The sequence below is a fragment of the Streptomyces sp. NP160 genome, assembly GCF_006335115.1.
GTDB lineage: Bacteria > Actinomycetota > Actinomycetes > Actinomycetales > Quadrisphaeraceae > Quadrisphaera.
This window is the reverse complement of the sequence record NZ_VDMJ01000016.1, coordinates 14,531-32,103: the sequence shown is the minus strand read 5'-3', so window position 1 is coordinate 32,103 and position 17,573 is coordinate 14,531. Positions and strand designations below refer to the sequence as shown.

General features: G+C 74.6%; 12 protein-coding genes. 5 read left to right on the top strand and 7 right to left on the bottom strand.

All coding sequences use genetic code 11. The features are described 5' to 3' along the window. Positions 1 to 70: 70 nt before the first annotated feature. Positions 71 to 1,348 (bottom strand): phosphopyruvate hydratase, encoded by a 1,278-nt coding sequence (gene eno, locus FHN55_RS10285; protein WP_139712233.1) that lies wholly within the window; start codon positions 1,346 to 1,348, stop codon positions 71 to 73. Positions 1,349 to 1,523: 175 nt separating this feature from the next. Here eno and FHN55_RS10280 point away from each other — a divergent pair, with 175 nt between their 5' ends. After that, positions 1,524 to 1,922 carry a phosphomannose isomerase type II C-terminal cupin domain gene (locus FHN55_RS10280; protein ID WP_139712232.1) on the top strand — a complete coding sequence of 133 codons (399 nt, stop codon included), beginning with the start codon at positions 1,524 to 1,526 and terminating at the stop codon, positions 1,920 to 1,922. A 91-nt stretch (positions 1,923 to 2,013) separates the two neighbouring features. Here FHN55_RS10280 and FHN55_RS10275 read toward each other — a convergent pair whose 3' ends face one another. The 3 genes from FHN55_RS10275 to FHN55_RS10265 form a co-directional block, all read right to left on the bottom strand. After that, on the bottom strand, positions 2,014 to 3,414 hold the full coding sequence (locus FHN55_RS10275) for a sugar transferase (protein WP_139712231.1): 1,401 nt from the start codon (positions 3,412 to 3,414) through the stop codon (positions 2,014 to 2,016). Between the two features lie 225 nt (positions 3,415 to 3,639). Continuing rightward, a complete protein-coding gene (locus FHN55_RS10270) occupies positions 3,640 to 5,307 on the bottom strand; it encodes a hypothetical protein (RefSeq protein WP_180357749.1) in 1,668 nt (555 codons plus the stop codon). 247 nt (positions 5,308 to 5,554) lie between these two features. Beyond that, the gene (locus tag FHN55_RS10265; protein ID WP_180357748.1) at positions 5,555 to 6,808 is read right to left on the bottom strand and encodes a glycosyltransferase; all 1,254 of its coding nucleotides are present in this window, start codon (positions 6,806 to 6,808) and stop codon (positions 5,555 to 5,557) included. A gap of 253 nt (positions 6,809 to 7,061) precedes the next feature. Here FHN55_RS10265 and FHN55_RS10260 point away from each other — a divergent pair, with 253 nt between their 5' ends. Then, positions 7,062 to 9,527, top strand: coding sequence for a cell wall-binding repeat-containing protein (locus FHN55_RS10260; protein ID WP_139712228.1), 2,466 nt, complete (start codon positions 7,062 to 7,064; stop codon positions 9,525 to 9,527). Between the two features lie 140 nt (positions 9,528 to 9,667). Continuing rightward, positions 9,668 to 10,981, top strand: coding sequence for a hypothetical protein (locus tag FHN55_RS10255; RefSeq protein ID WP_139712227.1), 1,314 nt, complete (start codon positions 9,668 to 9,670; stop codon positions 10,979 to 10,981). 343 nt (positions 10,982 to 11,324) lie between these two features. On the opposite strand, the gene FHN55_RS10250 is transcribed toward FHN55_RS10255, so the two are convergent. Further along, positions 11,325 to 12,680 carry a hypothetical protein gene (locus tag FHN55_RS10250; protein ID WP_139712226.1) on the bottom strand — a complete coding sequence of 452 codons (1,356 nt, stop codon included), beginning with the start codon at positions 12,678 to 12,680 and terminating at the stop codon, positions 11,325 to 11,327. Continuing rightward, positions 12,677 to 13,753 (bottom strand): glycosyltransferase family 2 protein, encoded by a 1,077-nt coding sequence (locus FHN55_RS10245; protein ID WP_180357747.1) that lies wholly within the window; start codon positions 13,751 to 13,753, stop codon positions 12,677 to 12,679. Before FHN55_RS10245 ends, FHN55_RS10250 begins: the two co-directional genes overlap by 4 nt. 224 nt (positions 13,754 to 13,977) lie before the next feature. On the opposite strand from FHN55_RS10245, the gene FHN55_RS10240 reads away from it, so the two are divergent. Continuing rightward, positions 13,978 to 14,898: a hypothetical protein gene (locus tag FHN55_RS10240; RefSeq protein WP_139712224.1), complete on the top strand. Its 921-nt coding sequence runs from the start codon at positions 13,978 to 13,980 to the stop codon at positions 14,896 to 14,898. Positions 14,899 to 14,979: 81 nt separating this feature from the next. On the opposite strand, the gene FHN55_RS10235 is transcribed toward FHN55_RS10240, so the two are convergent. Further along, complete coding sequence (locus FHN55_RS10235; protein ID WP_139712223.1) at positions 14,980 to 16,116, bottom strand: glycosyl hydrolase; 1,137 nt, start codon at positions 16,114 to 16,116, stop codon at positions 14,980 to 14,982. Between the two features lie 396 nt (positions 16,117 to 16,512). On the opposite strand from FHN55_RS10235, the gene FHN55_RS10230 reads away from it, so the two are divergent. Then, the gene (locus FHN55_RS10230; RefSeq protein ID WP_139712222.1) at positions 16,513 to 17,457 is read left to right on the top strand and encodes a glycosyltransferase; all 945 of its coding nucleotides are present in this window, start codon (positions 16,513 to 16,515) and stop codon (positions 17,455 to 17,457) included. Positions 17,458 to 17,573 lie beyond the last annotated feature (116 nt).

Sequence of the window (17,573 nt, the reverse complement as noted above, 5' to 3'; positions counted from 1 at the left end):
GGCCCGCACGGCCAGGGCCCCCGGGCGCGCGGTGCGCTCCCGGGGGCCCTGGCCGTGGTGCTGCTGGGCGTCAGGCGCTGAAGCGCGGGAAGGCGCTGCGCCCGGCGTAGCGCGCGGCGTCGTCCAGCTCCTCCTCGATGCGGAGCAGCTGGTTGTACTTGGCGACGCGCTCCGAACGCGCCGGGGCACCGGTCTTGATCTGGCCGCAGTCGGTGGCGACGGCCAGGTCGGCGATGGTGGTGTCCTCGGTCTCGCCGGAGCGGTGGCTCATCATGCAGCGGTAGCCGTTGCGGTGGGCCAGGGCGACGGCGTCGAGGGTCTCGGTGAGGGTCCCGATCTGGTTGACCTTCACCAGCAGCGCGTTGGCGGCGCCGCTCTCGATGCCGCGCTGCAGGCGGGCCGGGTTGGTGACGAACAGGTCGTCGCCGACCAGCTGCACGCGCGAGCCGAGGGCGGAGGTGATGGCGGTCCACCCCTCCCAGTCGGACTCGTCGAGCGGGTCCTCGATGCTCACCAGCGGGTAGTCCTGGACGAGCTTCGAGTAGAAGTCGATCATCTGCTCGCTGGTGCGGCCCTGCTTCTCGAAGGTGTAGGTGCCGCCCTCGTGGAACTCGGTGGCCGCGACGTCCAGCGCCAGGGCCACGTCGGTGCCCAGGGACAGGCCCGTGGCCTCGACGGCCTGGGCGATGAGGTCGAGCGCGGCCGCGGTGCCCGGCAGGTCGGGGGCGAAGCCGCCCTCGTCACCCAGGCCGGTGGGCAGGCCCTGCTTCTTCAGCACGGACTTCAGGGAGGCGTAGACCTCCGCGCCCTGGCGCAGCGCCTCGCGGAACGTCGGCGCCCCGATCGGGGCGATCATGAACTCCTGCACGTCGACGCCGGTGGTGGCGTGCGCACCGCCGTTGATGATGTTCATCATCGGCACGGGCAGGGTGTGGGCGTTGGGGCCGCCGACGTAGCGGAACAGCGGCAGGGACGCCGACTCGGCAGCGGCGCGGGCGACGGCCAGGGAGACGCCGAGGATGGCGTTCGCGCCGAGCGCGCCCTTGTTGTCGGTGCCGTCCAGGTCGATCATCGCCTGGTCGAGCAGGCGCTGCTCGGAGGCCTCGAACCCGACGACCTCCGGGCCGATGGTGTCGAGGACGGCGGAGACCGCGCCCTCGACGCCCTTGCCGCCGTAGCGGCTGCCGCCGTCGCGCTTCTCGACGGCCTCGAACGCGCCGGTCGAGGCGCCCGAGGGCACCGCGGCGCGGCCGATGGTGCCGTCGTCGAGGGCGACCTCGACCTCGACGGTGGGGTTGCCGCGCGAGTCGAGGATCTCGCGGGCGCCGACGGCCTCGATGCTGGCCACGGGCGTGCCTCCTGAAAGGGGTGGGACGTGCTGCGCTCAGCGCACCGGTCGGCCTGACCCTAGCCGGAACGGGCGACCCCCGATCGGGGCGGATCCTCCGCACGGGGTTCATCCGCCCGGCGCGAGCCTGCACACTTCTGTCCAGGCTCGTCCCCGACCACCAGCAGGAGGCCACATGAGCACGCCCACCGCCGAGTCCCTCGAGGCGGAGCGCCGCGGCGCCGTCTTCACCGCTGAGCGCCCCTGGGGCCAGTTCCAGCAGTTCGTGCTCAACCAGACCTGCACCGTCAAGGTCATCACCGTCGAGCCCGGCCACCGCCTGTCCCTGCAGAAGCACGGCGAGCGCGACGAGATGTGGCAGGTCCTCGACGTCCCCCTCGACGTGCAGGTGGGCGAGAAGTCCTGGACCGCCCAGGTCGGGGAGATCGTCTACACCCCCGCCGGGTCCCTGCACCGCCTGGGCAACTCCGGCACCCAGACCGGCCGCATCCTCGAGATCGCCTTCGGCAGCTTCGACGAGGCCGACATCGAGCGCCTCCACGACGACTACGCCCGTCCCGAGGTCGACGCCTGAGGGCACCCGCCCGCGACGCACAGCGCCCCGCCACCCTCTCGGGTGGCGGGGCGCTGTCGTGCGGCTGCGGCGCTCTGGGGTCCGGTGGGGCTCAGGAGCCCGGGTGGCGGAAGAGCGCACCGACCGTGCGGAGGAGGATCTTCGCGTCGAGCCAGAGGGACCAGTTCTCGATGTAGTGGTTGTCCAGCATGATCCGCTCGGAGATCGACGTGTCCCCGCGCAGGCCGTGCACCGCGGCCAGGCCGGTCAGGCCCGCCGGCACGCGGTGGCGGCCGGTGTAGCGCGGGATGTGCGAGGAGAACTCGTCCACGAAGTGGGGCCGCTCCGGACGCGGGCCCACGATGCTCATGTCGCCGCGCAGCACGTTCCAGATCTGCGGCAGCTCGTCCAGCGAGGTCACCCGCAGGACCTTGCCCACCGGGCCCACGCGCTTGTCGTTGCTGATGTTCCACTGCGTCTGCTGCTCGGCGTCGTTCACCGGCTTCATCGAGCGGAACTTCAGCATCGTGAAGGGGCGGCCGTCGAGGCCGACGCGCACCTGCTTGAACAGGACGCCGGGTCCGCCCTCCCAGCGGACGGCCAGGGCGATGGCGGCCATGACCGGGGCCGAGAGCAGCAGCAGGGCGCTGGAGAAGACGATGTCGAACAGGCGCTTGACCTTCCACGCCGGGGTGCGGAACGCCGCGCGGCGCACGCGGACCAGCGGCATCCCGTGGACCTGCTCCATGTCCCCGTTGACGTGCTGCAGCTCGAAGAGCCGGGGCACGAAGAAGAACTCGCACTCGAGGCGGTCGCAGGTGCGCAGGACCTCCACGAGGTCGGCCTCGCGGACGCTGCTGAACGCGACCACGACCACGTTGATGCGCTGCTCCTCGATGACCGCCGCGAGGTCGTCGACGCTGCCGAGCCAGGTCAGGCCCATGGTCTTGTCGGTGTGGATGGGGAACGGGTCGAGCACCGCGACCGGCAGCAGGCCGGCCTCGGGGTGGTTGTGCAGCCGGTCGAGCAGGGCGGCGCCGACGGTGCCGGCGCCGAGCACCAGCGTGCGGTGGGCGATGATCCGCTTGCGGCGCGCGTAGCGCACGAGCGCCAGGGCGATCGCGCGGAAGACGATGATGGCGAGGGCGAACACCACGGCGCGGCGGAAGACGTCCAGCGCGAGGACGTCGGGCCAGCGCAGCTTCACCACCACGAGGGTGAGCACGAAGGCGCTGGAGCAGGCGACGAGGATCCCGGGCAGCTGGTCGAGCACCGAGGCCGTCAGGTGCGACTGGTAGAGCCGCTGGGCGGCGAGCGAGAGGGCGACCATCAGGGTCATGCAGACCTCGAGGGTGTCGCCGTGGTAGCTGACCATCCACGACAGCGCCCAGGCGGCGACGTCAGCGACCAGGAGGATCGCCGACATCGACAGGAAGACGCCCTGCCAGCCGCGGCGGCGCTCCGGGAGGTCGCTCCGGGAGCCGACGAGGTCCGCCCGGTGGTTGCGGAACACGTCCGCGTCACCCGTCCCGACGTTCCCCGCAGCCGGCTCCCTGCGCCCGCTGATCGTCACTCGTCGCCCCCCATGGTCGATGTGTCTGTCGCGCCAGGCTCCTTCGCCGACCCGCTGTGGCCCTCGGAGAGTCTGGACGCCCGCACCGGCCCGCGTCCAGCCGATCGAGGAGGAACAGGGCCAAGAGGGTGGAACGGGCGAACGGCGCCCGTCCCACCCCGTGGCTCACGACTTGCGCGGCTCGGCGGGTGCCAGGCCGGCGGAGCCGCCAGTTCCCTGCGGCGTCGCAGCGCCCTGGGCGGCCTTCGCCGGGGCCGGCGCGGACGCCGGCCGGGGAGCCGCGGGCAACGGGCGGCCCGCCGCTGGGGCAGGCCCCTCTCCGGCGGGAGCGCCCGCCGCCGAGCTGCTGCCGCCGCCGCTGCGGGGTGCGCGCGCCTTGCGGCCCTTCTGCGTCACCACGACGCCGTCGAGCGTGCGACCGGCCACGGACAGGCGGTCCTGCAGCTCGTCCCAGGACGCGGACAGCTGCGCGGCGGGGCGGTCCGAGCGGACCACGGCCACCGAGGTGGCCGACGCGCCGAGGACGGCGAAGGCGCGGGGGCTGCGGGCCAGCGGTCCAGCCGCCACCACGACGAGGTCGTGCTGGGCGGACAGGCCCGCGAGGACCTCCTCCAGGGAGTCGCCGTGCAGCAGCGCGGCGTCGAGCACGCCCAGCGACGCCCGTCCGGGCAGGTGGGACAGCGCCGGGACCGGGGCGAGCGCGCCCGGGGGCAGCGACCCGCCGGCGGCGCGCGCCGTCAGCGGGGCCGGGGCGACGGGCAGGCCGCTGGCGTGCACCAGGCCGGCCTCGTCCTCGGCCGGAGCCAGGACGAGCACCGAGCGGCCGTCGCGGGCGGCCGCGGCGGCGAGCGCGAGCGAGACCTCCGCGGTCGCGTCCCCGGACTGCAGGCCGGTGACGAGCACCGGGCCCTTCGGGCGGCCGGCGGCTAGGTAGCGCAGGGACACGAGGGGCGCCAGCGCCTCGGCGACCGGCTGGTCGCGGCGGCCCGTGACGGGGACCACGCCCAGCAGCGGCACGCCGGACCCGCGGACCAGGCCCTCGACGTCCTCGCGGGAGCGGCCTCGGCGCCAGATGGCCACGGCGCTGGCGATGAGCGCCGCGAGCACGAAGCCGATGAAGGCGTTGCGCCAGGGCTTGGGCTCGGTCGGGGAGGTGGGGGCCACCGCGGCGTCGACCGAGGTGACGTTGTCGCCGTAGGCGGCGGCGCGGATGGCGATCTGGCCCGCCTGCAGCGCCCCCTCGGAGTTGGCGTTGCGGACGGCGGCGGCGGCGTCGGCGTCGCCCGCGGGAGCGCCGGCGCCGGCGGCCTGCGCGGCGTTGCGCGTGGCGTCCGCGTTGTTCTGGGTGGCGAGGGCGGCCGCGTCGGTCACCCGCCGGAGGACCTCGGCCTGGTAGGCCGCCACCACGGCGTTGGCGCGCGCGGCGGCCTGGGCGCCGGTGGTGCCGGTGGCGGTGACGGTGAAGGCGTCGCTGGCGGTGCTGGGGGCGACCGTGACCGCGTCGCGCAGCTGCTCCTCGGTCGCGCCCACCCCGTCCGCCGCGATGGCGGCGGTCAGCACGTCGGTGGAGGTGGCCACCGCCACCTGGTTGGCCAGGAAGCGCTCCGGGTCGCCGCCGCCCTGCTGGTCGCCCAGCGCGCTGAAGGGCTGCGTGCTCGCGAGCACCACGGTGGACTCGGCCTCGTAGCGCTCCGGGGTGAACAGGCTCACCTCGTAGGCGGCCACCCCCACCACGATCGACGCGACGGCGATCCACATCCACGACCGCCGCAGGGCGGAGAAGACCACGGAACGACCCGCCGGCTCGTCGGCCCTCGGCTCCAGCTCCGACATACCTCTCCTACCCATCGACGACGCGGACATGGCAGCAACGGTGCCGGAGGGGCTTCCGGTGCCACAGGTGCAGTTGATCCAGCAGGGTGAACGGGCCCGCCACGGCCACCCGTGTGCCCGCGGCCGCCCTCCGGCAGCGCAGGTCAGCGGACTGCCCCGACCTGCGAGCCGCCTCCACGCCAGCTGAAGGGCTCCTGCGGGTCCGCAGGGGACGCAGTGACGGGTCGGGAGCGGCTCTGACCCGACCCTACTCCCGCGCGGCGCCCCGACCCAGCGCGTCGACCGCCGCCGTGAGCGGCGCCACGGCCGCCCGCCAGCTGTGGTCGGTGCCCACGGCGCGCGCCCCGGCGGCCCCGAGCGCGGCGGCGCGCTCGGGCTCCTCGAGCAGGTCGGCCACCTCGCGGGCGAGGTCGGCCGGGGCGTCGGCCACCACGACGCCGCGCCCGACGAGGTCCTCCAGGCCCTCGGCCCCGACCGTCGTGGCGACCAGCGGCCGGGCCGCCGCGAGCGCCTCGAGGATCTTCAGCCGCGAGCCGCCGCCGGCGAGCAGCGGCGCGACGGCCACCCGCGTGGCCGCGTACCAGGGCTCCAGGCTGTCGACGGTGCCCGTGACCACCACGGACTCCCCCGCGAGCGCCTGCACCGCCGGGGTGGGGTTGCGCCCCACCAGCTGCAGGCGCGCGGCGGGCACGCGCTGCAGCACCAGCGGCCAGACCTCCCGGGCGAACCAGACCGCGGCCTCGACGTTGGGCGTCCAGCTCATGAGCGCCACGAAGCTCACCACGGGCTCGGCCGACGGCGGCAGCGGCGCGGGCTCGTCCCACGCGTTGGGGACGACGACGACGCGGTCGTGGCGGGCGACGCGGGCGAGCGCCTGCTCGTCCACCGCGCTGGTGACGGCGACGACGTCCGCGTGGCGCCCGGACTCGACGCGGCGCAGCGCCCGCGCCTCGACCGCCCAGACGACCTTCTTCAGGCCGGTCGTCGTCGCTGCGACGCGCTGGGCCAGGACCGACTCGACGTTGTGCATGTCGAGCACGCGCACAGCGCCGCGCAGGCGCTTCGCGAGCGGCAGCAGCTGGACGTGCTCGACCACGAGGAGGTCGGCGGCGGGCAGCGCCAGCGCCAGGCGCTCCAGGGCGCGGTCGTAGAAGCGCGCGGAGCTGAGCGACCCGCTGCGCAGCAGCCCCAGCGCCAGGTCCACCGGGTGGCGCCGCCAGGGAGCGGTGACCACCTCGAAGCCCTGGGCGCGCAGACCCTCGGCGTCCTCGTCGGCGCCGCTGAACGCCACCACGGTGACCGGACCGCGCTCGAGGAGCGCGCGGCAGACGCCGAGGGTGCGGCGCTTGTCACCGCTGTTGGGCGGCCACGGCAGGAACTTGGCGACGACGGTGCTGCGCAGGGTCTCTCCTCGGTCGAGGGCGTGCGGGACCCGCGGGGCCCCGTCCCAGGGTGGCGCACTCCCCCGGGGAGGCGCTCCCCTACACCACGGACGGAGCACGGACGCGGACGGCGCGCCGGGTGGTCGTGACGGATTTCGTGCGCGTTGGTCCGTTTTCACCCGCGAGCACCCTCCGTGCCTCCACGATGGCGGTGCGCCACTGGGTCGGGCTCCACCGTCCGGGTGATCGACGACGTGGTCGCACAAGTGCTGTCGCCGGTCCGCCGACGTCCAGCACGAGACCGGGCAGCTCGGACGGCGCGCCCGGAACGGCCCACGGGCCGCTCCTGCCACCGAAGCACCTGGAGACCGCATGTCCACCCACCGCGCTGATGGAGCAACCGGCCACCGCGCCCGACCCCCGCGCCGTCGCCGGCGCCTCGCGTGGGCCTCCGCGGTGTCGCTGACCGTCGCCACGGCCGTGGTCGCCACCCTGGTCACGCACGGCAGCGGCGACGTCCCCGTGGGCGGCGCCCCGGCCGGCACCGCGGCGGGCTCGGTGAACTCCGACGCCGCCAGCGGCCTGCCCGCCGTCGGGACGCTGGGTGCGACCGAGCAGGTGGCCGTCGTGACCACCGACAACGGCGTCAAGCGCGTGACCGGTGACGACCGCGTGGCCACCGCCATCGCCGTCTCCGGGGACAGGTTCCCCTCCGGCTACCCCAGCGCCGTGCTGGCCAGCGCCGACGACTTCGCCGACGCGCTCGCCGGCTCCGCCCTCGCCGACGCCGTGGGCGCCCCGCTCCTGCTCAGCGGGCGCGGCGGGCTCGACCCGCGGGTCGCCGACGAGCTGCGCGCCCACCTCACCCGGGGCGGCCAGGTCTACGTCCTGGGCGGCCCCCGCGCGCTGGCGCCCTCCACCGACGACGCCGTCACCGCCGCCGGCGGCGAGCCCGTGCGCCTGGCCGGCAAGGACCGCTACGCCACCGCCGCCGTCATCGCCTCCCAGGTGGCCGAGGCGAGCCCCAGCGGGCGGTGCGACGCGCTGCTCGTGACCGGCCAGGGCTTCGCCGACGGCGCCGCCGCCTCCGGCGTGGTCACCGCGCACCGCCCGCTGCTCTACACGGCGGGCGACTCCATGCCGTTCGCGACCCGAGCCGCGCTGGCCGCCTGCACCACCGCCGGCAGCACCGCGACCGCCGTCGGCGGCCCCGCCGCGAAGGCCGCCCAGGCCGCCGACCTGCCCGCGGGCGTGGAGCTGGAGACCGTGGTCGGCAAGGACCGCTACGAGACCTCCGCCAAGCTCATGCAGCTGGCCGTCTCCGGTGAGGAGACCGCGGCCGCGCAGGTCGAGGCGGTGCGCGACGCCGGGACCGGTGACGCCTCGGAGCTCGCCGACGACGGCGGGGCGGACAGCGCTCCGGCGCCCGCCTCCACCGCGTCGCCGTCGTCGTCCTCGTCCCCCTCCGCGTCGGCGTCGGCGTCGGCGTCGGCGTCGGACCCGGGCCAGCAGGACGCGCAGTACGCCCCCTCGGTGCGCTCCGAGGCCAGCTCCGGCCCCGTGGTGCTCGCCAGCGGCTCCGACTACGCGGACGCCCTGGTCGGCGGCACGTACCACCGCCCGGTGCTGCTCACCGAGGCCAGCACGCTGCCCGGCCCGGTGGCCGACGCCATCCACGCCGCCTCCGGCGACGTGCACGGCGTGCTCGTGGTGGGCGGTGAGCGCGCGGTGTCCGACGGCGCCGCCGACGACGCCGCGCAGATCGCCTCCGGCGTCGCGCCGGCCGACGTGAGGGCCAAGCGCCCGTCCGCCGCGCCGTCCGCGAGCGCCAGCGCCTCGGCCAGCGCTCCGGCCACCGCTCCGGCCAGCTCCTCGAGCAGCCCGTCGAAGAGCGCGTCGGCCAGCCCCTCCTCGAGCGCTGCGGCCGCCGGCACCGGTGGCGGCGGTGCGATCACCGGCGCGGGCGCGGGCAAGTGGTTCTCCGGCGCCTCCGGCACCGGCGTCAGCGACGGCAGCTTCGCCAAGTGGCGAGGCAGCGAGCTCGGCATCGTCGGCACCTGGTCGGACAACAACTCCGCGATGGTCGAGGCGTGGGCCATGCAGCCGGGCCAGGAGTTCGGCTCCTGGCAGGGCAACATCGACATCGCCGTCGGCGCCATCGGCGGCGGCGAGAGCTGGCAGGCCGCCTCCACCGGCGCCTACGACGCCCGCTGGCGCCAGTCGCTGACCAAGATGAAGACGCTGTGGGGCAACAAGCCCGGCACCGTGTACATCCGGTTCGCGCACGAGATGAACGGCAACTGGTACGACTGGAGCGTCAACAAGGGCAACAAGGACGCCTTCGTCGCCAGCTGGAAGCGCTACCGCGCGCTGCAGCAGGAGATCTTCCCCAAGTCCAAGCTGGTCTTCTCCGTGAACCGCGAGTCGGTGAACTCCGGCTTCAACTGGACCGAGTCGTTCCCGGGCAAGCAGTACGTCGACGTGATGGGCGTCGACTACTACAACCAGTACCCCACGGCGAACTCCGTGGAGGACTTCCGCGGCGCCCTCGGCGCCAAGGACGGGTACGGCGCCCCGAAGGGCCTGCAGGCGCACTCCGACTTCGCGAAGAGCGTCGGGCTGCCGCTGTCGGTCAACGAGTGGTCGGGCATCTCCGAGAACGCCGACTCCCCCGGCTTCATCCAGGGCATGCACGAGTTCTTCTCCAAGAACGCGGGCTCCGGACCGGGGCAGATCCTCTACGACGTGCAGTTCAACTGCGACATGGGCGGCGGCAAGTTCATGCTCTACAAGGGCAAGATGCCGAAGTCGGCGGACATGTACCAGAAGCTCTTCTGAGCCTCTCGGCCCTGCCGCTGGCCAGCCGCTGAGGAGCGGCTGGGCCGCCCGAGCGACGCCCCCCGACCGGACCACCCGGTCGGGGGGCGTCGCCGTGCGCGGCGCCGCGAGCACCCGGGTGCCGCAGGTACCGTCCTGCGGTGACCTCCCCCACCCCTCCGCTCGTGGTGCCCCCCACGCGCCGACAGCAGGTGGTCAAGCTGCTCGGCCGCGCCGGCTGGACCACCGGCGACCAGGTGCTGGTCAGCCTCACCAACATGGCGCTCAACGTGCTGGTGGCCAACGCGCTCTCGAAGGAGGGGTTCGGCACCTTCGCCGTCGCCTTCGCCGTGTACTCCCTGATCGTCGGCGGCAGCCGGGCGCTGATCAACCAGCCGCTGGTGGTCCGGTACACCGGCGACGGCGACGAGCGGTTCCACGAAGCGGCCCGCTCCAGCACCGGCGCGGGCATCCTGCTGGGCATCGGCGCTGGCCTGGTGACCGCTGTCGTCGGCCTCTTCACCACCGACGGCTCCGGCCCGGCGCTCATCGTCATCGGGCTGCTCATGCCCGGGCTGCTCCTGCAGGACCTGTGGCGCCTGGCGTTCATCGCGGAGGGGAAGCCGCAGCGCGCGGTCACCATCGACGCGATCTGGGCGGTCGGGCAGCTGGTCGCCGTCGCCGCCATCTGGGGCACCGGGCACGCCACCGCCAGCACCCTCCTGCTGGCCTGGGGCCTGGTGGCCCTCGCCTCCGGGCTGGTCGGGGGTCGGCTCTTCGGCGGCGGGCCCCGGCTGCGCTCGGCGTGGCCGTGGGTGCTGCAGCAGCGCGACCTGGTCAAGTACTACCTGGCGAGCTTCCTGTCGGTGCTGGGCGCCAACCAGCTCGCCATCCTCCTCATCGCCGGCATCGGCTCCGCCGTCATCGTCGGCTCCCTGCGGGCCGCCCAGGTGGTGCTGGGGCCTCTGAACCTCATCGGCTACGCCCTGGCCGCCTTCGCCACCCCGGAGATCGCCCGCCGCGGACTGCGCGGGCGCAGGGCGCTGTTGGTCGGGCTGGGCCTGTCGGCGGTGATGGTCGCCGTCCAGCTGGCCTACGGCCTGGTGGTCCTCGCGGTGCCCGACCGCTGGGGTGAGCTCGCCTTCAGCGACTCCTGGGACGGCGCGCGCTCGGTGCTCGGCGCCTCGCTCGTGGGCCTGGTGGCGATCGGCGCCGGCTTCGGCGCCAGCACCCTGCTCATCGCCCTCGGTTTCGCCAAGCAGACCTTCTGGACCAACCTCGTGCTCGGGCCGGCGCTCATCGCCTTCAGCCTGGTGGGCCTGCAGCTGGGCGGCGCCTACGGCGCGGCGCTGGGCCTGTCGCTGGCGCAGTGCGTGGTGACGCCCATCCAGTGGGTCATGGTCGTCCGCCTGATGCGCCGCCACGGCACCGGCGACGACCTCGCCGCCGCCGAGGCCTCCGACCGCACCGCCTGACCGCCGCCGACGTCGGCTGCGGCCAGGCGGCGTCCGCGCCCGGGAGGGGGGTCCGGTCGAGTGCGCGGGAGTCGCCCTCAGCGGCCCAGCGGGGCCCGGGGCGCCTGCCGCGGTCCCGCGTGCTGGACGCACGGACGGAGCCGTCCCGGAGAGCCCGAGCGGGTCCACGGCAGACCGCGGTCACTTTCCGCGCCCCCCACAGGTCGGGCGCCGACGCAGCTGACCGCGGTCACCTGCGGTGCACCGCTGCAGGGCAGACGCCGACACACCCGACCGAGGTCACCTGCGGAGGTGACCGCGGCCAGGTGCGTCTGCGGGCCGGGGCCAGGAGACCCTCAGCGGGTCAGGACGACGACGCCAGCTCGGCCGGTGGGGCGCTGCGGGCCTCCTGGCGCCTCAGCACCACCCGGCGCACCACGTCACCACCGCCGATGCTGGACAGCAGCCACACGAGGTAGGCCGTCTGGGGCTGCAGCAGCGCCCCGGAGAGCACCAGCACCATGAAGAGCATCGCGACGGGCACCACGGGCAGCGGGGCCCTGTCGAGGACCGCGAGCACGAGGAAGAGCAGCACGAGACCACCCGCGACGAGCCCGTACTCGAAGAAGAGCTTGGGGATGACGCCGTAGAGGACGTCGTCACCGCCGCCGTAGCGGTTGGAGGCCAGCAGGCGCTCGGTCATGCCCGCGCCGGCGCCCACGATGTTGCGCTGGGTCTCCTCGGCCAGGCCCTTCAGCACCTCCTGGTAGGGCGAGACGAAGCGCGCGTAGCCGCTGGAGCCGGGCTCCGACAGCTCGCCGCGGCGGCTCAGCAGGGTGTCGGCCACGGGCGTCGCGAAGACCACCAGCACGCCGACCGCTCCGGCCACCAGGTGGCTGGGACGCACGAGCTTGGGGGCGCGCGCCACCACCAGCAGCCCCCCGACGGCCAGCAGCAGCACACCGGTGCCCGAGACCGCGGAGGCCACGCCCGCGAGCAGCACCGCCTGCTTCCAGGCGCGCACGCCGATGACGAGCCCCACGAGCACGGCGAGCGCGGCGTACTGCGACAGGAACGACGGCTCCAGGAGCACGAACGCGTTGGCCTTGCGGACGGGGTTGTCGTACCCGAGCGGGTTGTCGAAGTTGTAGAACGGCACGATCCAGCCGGTGGGCACCCAGTCCGACAGGTAGTCGGTGAAGCTCCAGACGCCCACGACCTGGCTGGTGAACTGCAGCACGCCGACCACGGACAGCACGAGCATCGTGCCGACGAAGGCGCGTCCCGCCGCGACCACCACGTCACGCCCCGCCCGGCCGCCGCTGCTGAGGATCCACGGCAGGTACACCACCACCAGCAGCAGGTACGACGTCATGGAGAAGTCGCGCCCGGAGATGGCGACGTACGCGGTGGTGGCCAGCGTGGCGCCCACGGCCAGCAGGTACAGCTCACCGCGCAGGCGGTCCACGCGCAGCACCCCGCGGTAGAGCATGACGGCGGAGAACGCGTAGGCCAGCGGGATGCCCACGGAGATCGCTGTCTCGCCCGCAGGCACGCCGATGCGGTTGGTCAGGACGAGCAGCACCGTGAAGACGCTGACGATGCGCAGGTCGGTGCGGCTGGGTCGCACCTCGTCGACAGGGTGCAGGTGCGGCACCTCCTCGTGCCGCGCGGCGGGGCCGCGGGCGATGCGCGCCAGGGCCGCTGCGGTGGCGCTCACGCGCCGCGCCGCGCGCCGGAACGGCGCAGCAGGGTGCTGACGCCGCGCCAGAACCCGACCCCCCAGCCGACCTGCATGGCGGCCAGCGCGAGCGGGATCGCTGCCTTGTCGGCGCCGGCCGGCGCAGACCTCCCGATGCGCGACCCGAGCACCGCCACGCCCGCGGCGTACGGGGCGACGGCGGCGAGCGCCAGGCCCGGCCGGCGCAGGCCCAGCACCGCGGCGCCGGCGAGGTAGGCCACGAGCAGCGGCGGCGCGAGGTGGCGCGGCTTCATGCTCCCGGGGTGGCGCAGTGCGACCCCCGGCTTGCCGGTCCCGTAGCGGCGGTACTGCCGGTACAGCGCGCCGACGGTCTCGCGGGAGTCCCAGTCGATGGTCAGCGCCGGGTCGAAGAGGATCTCGCCGCGGCTGCGCAGCCGCTGGTCGAACTCGAAGTCCTCGTTGTTGGCGATCTCGGTGTCCCACCCGCCCAGCTGGCGCACCAGCTCCGTCGGGTAGCAGCCGAAGGGCACGTGGTCGACCACCTGCTCCTCGGTCCCCCAGTGGTAGGTCGAGCCGCCCACCGCGAGCTTGGAGTTGAGGACGGCGGCCACGGCGCGCCCCACCGGCGTGCGGCCCACGGCCGTCTTGCGGCCGCCGACGGCAGCCCACCGGCCCTCGCGCAGGCGCTCCACGGCGTGGGCGAGGTAGCCCTCGCTGATGGTGGAGTGCGCGTCGACGCGGACCAGCCAGCGACCGCGGGCGCGGTCGAGCCCGGCGTTGAGGCTGACGGGGATGGACGGCACCGGCTGGTGCACGACGACCACCCGCGGGTCGCGCTCAGCGATGGCCTCGAGCAGCTCGGTGGTGCCGTCGGTGGAGCCGTTGTCGACGACGACGACCTCGAAGTCGACGCCCCGCTGGGACAGCACCGACCCCAGGCAGCGCTCGATGGAGCCGAGCTCGTTCCGAGCGGGCACCAGCACCGTCACCTCGACGACGGCGGGGGCGGCTGCACCGTGCTCTCGAGTGCCGGCGGCTCGCGCGTCGTGCGCCGGGCTGCCCGGGCGGGCGGCGTCGGTCAGGGCGCTCACGCGCACCTCCTCAGGGAAGACGGGTCTCCCGCGAATCTACGCGGGTGGCGGGCGCGCCGTCTGCGCCCAGCGACCCGGTCGGGTGACGCCCCCCTTCCGCAACGTCAACCTCTCGGCCGAGGGACGGTACCGTCGGCGGTGGGGCACGCAGGGGTGCTCGGACTGACCCGTGGCCGGGTCCACACGCACCGGCCTCACCGAGAAGGCCCGAGGAAGGACTGCACGTGGCACTGAGGGTGGTGTACCGCTCGTGGGGCGGTGAGAACGAGAAGGACAGGCCCGAGGGCTACAGCAAGCTGACCTGCCTGGTCTCCTTCCTGCGCGCCGCGCAGGCCGTCGAGGCCGACGTCGTCTTCCTCAACGACGGCCCGGTGGCGCCGGAGCTGCGGCGCCTGATGGACGGCGCGGGCCGCGTGGTGGAGCTGTCCGGCGCCGGCATGCGCGGCTCCTACTGGGGCGCCATCAGCCTCGCCGTCGACTCCGACTGGTCCGACGACGACGTCGTGTGGTTCAGCGAGGACGACTACCTCTACCACCCGGAGGCCTTCACGGCCCTGGTCGCCGCTGCGGACGGGCCGGAGGCCGTGCCGGCGCAGTACTTCGGGCTGTACGGGTCCACCCCGGACCGCACCGTCCACGGCCCCGACGAGCCGCCGTCGGAGCCGCCGCCGGGCTGGGTGCAGCTGGGGCCGTACCGCTCCGAGGGCCGCGACTGGGTGCGCATCCAGAGCACCACGTCGAGCCTCGGTGTGCGCCTGCGCGCGCTGCGCGAGGACAAGGGGATCTTCCGGCTCTGCATGCTCCCCCACAAGAACATGCTGCGGGACCACGACACGTGCGTGGCCGTGCAGGGCTTCAGCCCGTACCGCCCGTACGACCTGCTGCACCCGCTCTACGAGCGGGGACGCAGCCTCAAGATGAGGGTGCGCGACGCACTGATCCTGCCCTTCCTGCTGGTCACGGTGGCGCGGGCGCTGAGCCGGCGTCCCAGCCGCCGGCGCACGTTCCTGGCGGTGGAGCCGAACCTGGCCACGCACATGGAGCAGATGCGCATCGCCACCGGCACCGACTGGGAGCGCGTCTCGGCCGAGTCCCTGGCCTGGGGCGCGCAGCAGGGCCTGCTCTCCGACGGCGCGAAGGCCTGAGCAGACCGGCCGACGCGCACGAGGGCCCCCGGACCTGCTTGGTCCGGGGGCCCTCGTGTGCGCTGCGCCAGCGGCTGCCGGCTACCAGTCGAGGCTGGTGTACATCGCCTGGGACTCGGGCATCCGCGTGGCCGGGCTGACGAGCAGCCACTGGTCGGGGACCTCCTCGCCCTGCATGATGACGTTGAACTGCACCTCGTAGAGGACCTGACCCGCGCCGGTGCCGCCGTTGCGGGCGAAGAAGTCGTTCATCCGGCGCACGAAGACGGGCATGTCGCCCTCCTCGGCGTTGCCGGACCACTCCGAGACCGCCAGCGGCAGCCCGACGCTCTTCGCGAAGTCGAGGTGCCCCTGCAGGCCCTTGGGCGCGCCCCACTGGTCCACCTGCGTCATCGCGGCGTCCCAGCCCTCGTCGGTCTCCACCGAGGGGAACTGGTTGTAGTAGTCGACGCTCATGACGTCGACCTGGCCCTCGCCCGGGTACAGGGTGCGCCAGTCCAGGCCGGGGTCGCCGGCCTCGGTGTCCCGCACGGACTCGCGGTTCATGCAGAGCACGAGCTTGGCCGCGGGGAAGATCTCCTGCTGCAGCGCGCGGTACCGCCGCCAGGAGGTCTTGAAGTCCTCGACCTCGTCGGAGCGGACGCGCCAGCCGTACCAGTTGCCGTTCAGCTCGTGCGCGAAGCGGATGTACATCGTCGCGGTGCGGGCGCCCCAGGTGTCGCGCAGCAGCGTCAGGGACTCGCGCCAGCGGTCCTCGTAGGCCCCGGTGGCCGCTTCGGCCCACGACTCGCCCTCGTCGTCGTCGATGGCGCCGACGGCCACGTCGAGGGGCTTGGTCCAGTCCGCGTACTCCTCGCCGGGCTGCAGCGTGTAGAGCTTGACCATCGCCTCGTTGTTGTCGAACCACGTGGCGGAGATGTCCAGCTCGCTGCCGCGCGCGGCGGCGTAGGAGCCGTCGCGGACCCCCTCGCCGGCGGCGCCGGACATCCACTCCGCGGGCACGAACGGCGTCTCGGTGGGGGTGGGGGACTCCACGGGAGCGGGGGCCGGGGCCTCCTCGCCGGCGCCGAACACGCGCACGCCGGCCCAGGCGGCCAGGCCGGCCGAGGCCAGGGCGCCGGCGCCGATGCCGATCGCGCGGCGGCGCGAGGGGTGGTGCGGCTCGGGCGGCGTCGGGGCCGCGGGCCTCTCGGACGTGGACGGCGGCGTGGCGGCCATCGGTGCTCTCCCCCTGGTGTGCGCGTGCTGGGCGGCTGGTCTGCAGGTGCTGGGTGCTGGTGCGGCGCTGGGCCGCGGGAGCCCCCGGCCGCGGGTCGGGGCCTGCGGCGGGACGGGCGGTGCGCGAGCCCCTGCGCGCGTGTGCTGCGCTGGGTTCGTCGCGGACCGGCCCCGAGCGTGGTGCCGGACTGCTCCCATGGTCTCGCACCCGGGGGCCGAGCGGGGGACCCGTCGCGGCCGGACGAGGGTGCTGACCGCCCGACTCGCGTAACGTTCCCGCGGGGTGAGGGTTTCCCGCCGAGGCGCGGACGACACCACCGCTCACCCGTTCGGGTGGCGCCCACCACGCAGCGCCCCCGTGAGCTCGCGCAGATCACAGGCCCACCTGGAGGACCGGTGCCCCCTCAAACCCCGCAGCACGCCCTCGAGGACGTCGAGCTGGTGGTGGTCGCCTACCGCAGCCGCGCCCAGGTCGAGCAGATGCTGGCCGGGCTCCCCGGCGACCTGCCCATCGTCGTCGTCGACAACTCCGACGGCTCCGACGGCCTGCGCGGCGTGGTGGAGGCCCGGCCGAACGGGCGCTACCTGGCCGGTGGCGGCGTCGGCTTCGCCCGCGCCGCCACGCGGGGCGCCCTGAGCTCCTGCGCCGAGGTGGTGCTCTTCGTCAACCCCGACGTCCGTCCCACCCCCGCGCACCTGGCAGCCGTCGTGGCGGACGTCCGCCGGCACGAGGACGTCGCAGCCAGCGGCGCGTGCATCGTGGACGCGGACGGCCCCGAGGCGGGGCAGCCGCAGATCGGCTGCGGCGGATGGGAGCCGACGGTGCGCCGCGTCGCCGTGCACGCCGCCGGCCTGCACAAGCGCCTGCCCACCGCGGGTGTGTACGCCAAACCGCGCGCCAACCAGCCGCTGCGCGTCGACTGGGTCAGCGGTGGCTGCATGGCGGTGCGCCGCGAGGTGTTCGAGCGCCTGGGCGGGTTCGACACCGACTTCTACGTCTACAACGAGGACATGGCCTTCGGGCGCGCCGCCCGCGCCGCCGGGCTGCACGAGGTGCTGCGCACCGACGTGCTCGTCCCCGGCTCCAGCGGCGGCTCCGGCGCCCCCAGCCTGGAGATGATGCGCCTGCGCGGGGCGTCCATGGCCCGCTACGTCCGCAAGCACCACGCCCTCCTGCCGGCGCTGGTGATGCGCGCGCTCACGGCGGCCGGCTACGCCGTGCGCGCCGCGGAGCAGGTGGCCAGGGGTGACCGCAGGCGCGCCCGCGAGCACTGGGCCTACGCGGTCGGTGCGGCGACGACGACGGCGACGGTCGGCGGGCGCGTCGTCACCCGCGGCTGACCCGCAGGTCACGGACGCCGGGCGCTCCGGCAGACGTGTGACGGGCCGCGGGCGCCTCACCCGTCCGCCGGACGCGAGAGGCGGAGCTCCCGTCACGGCCCGTTAGCGTGGGCGCC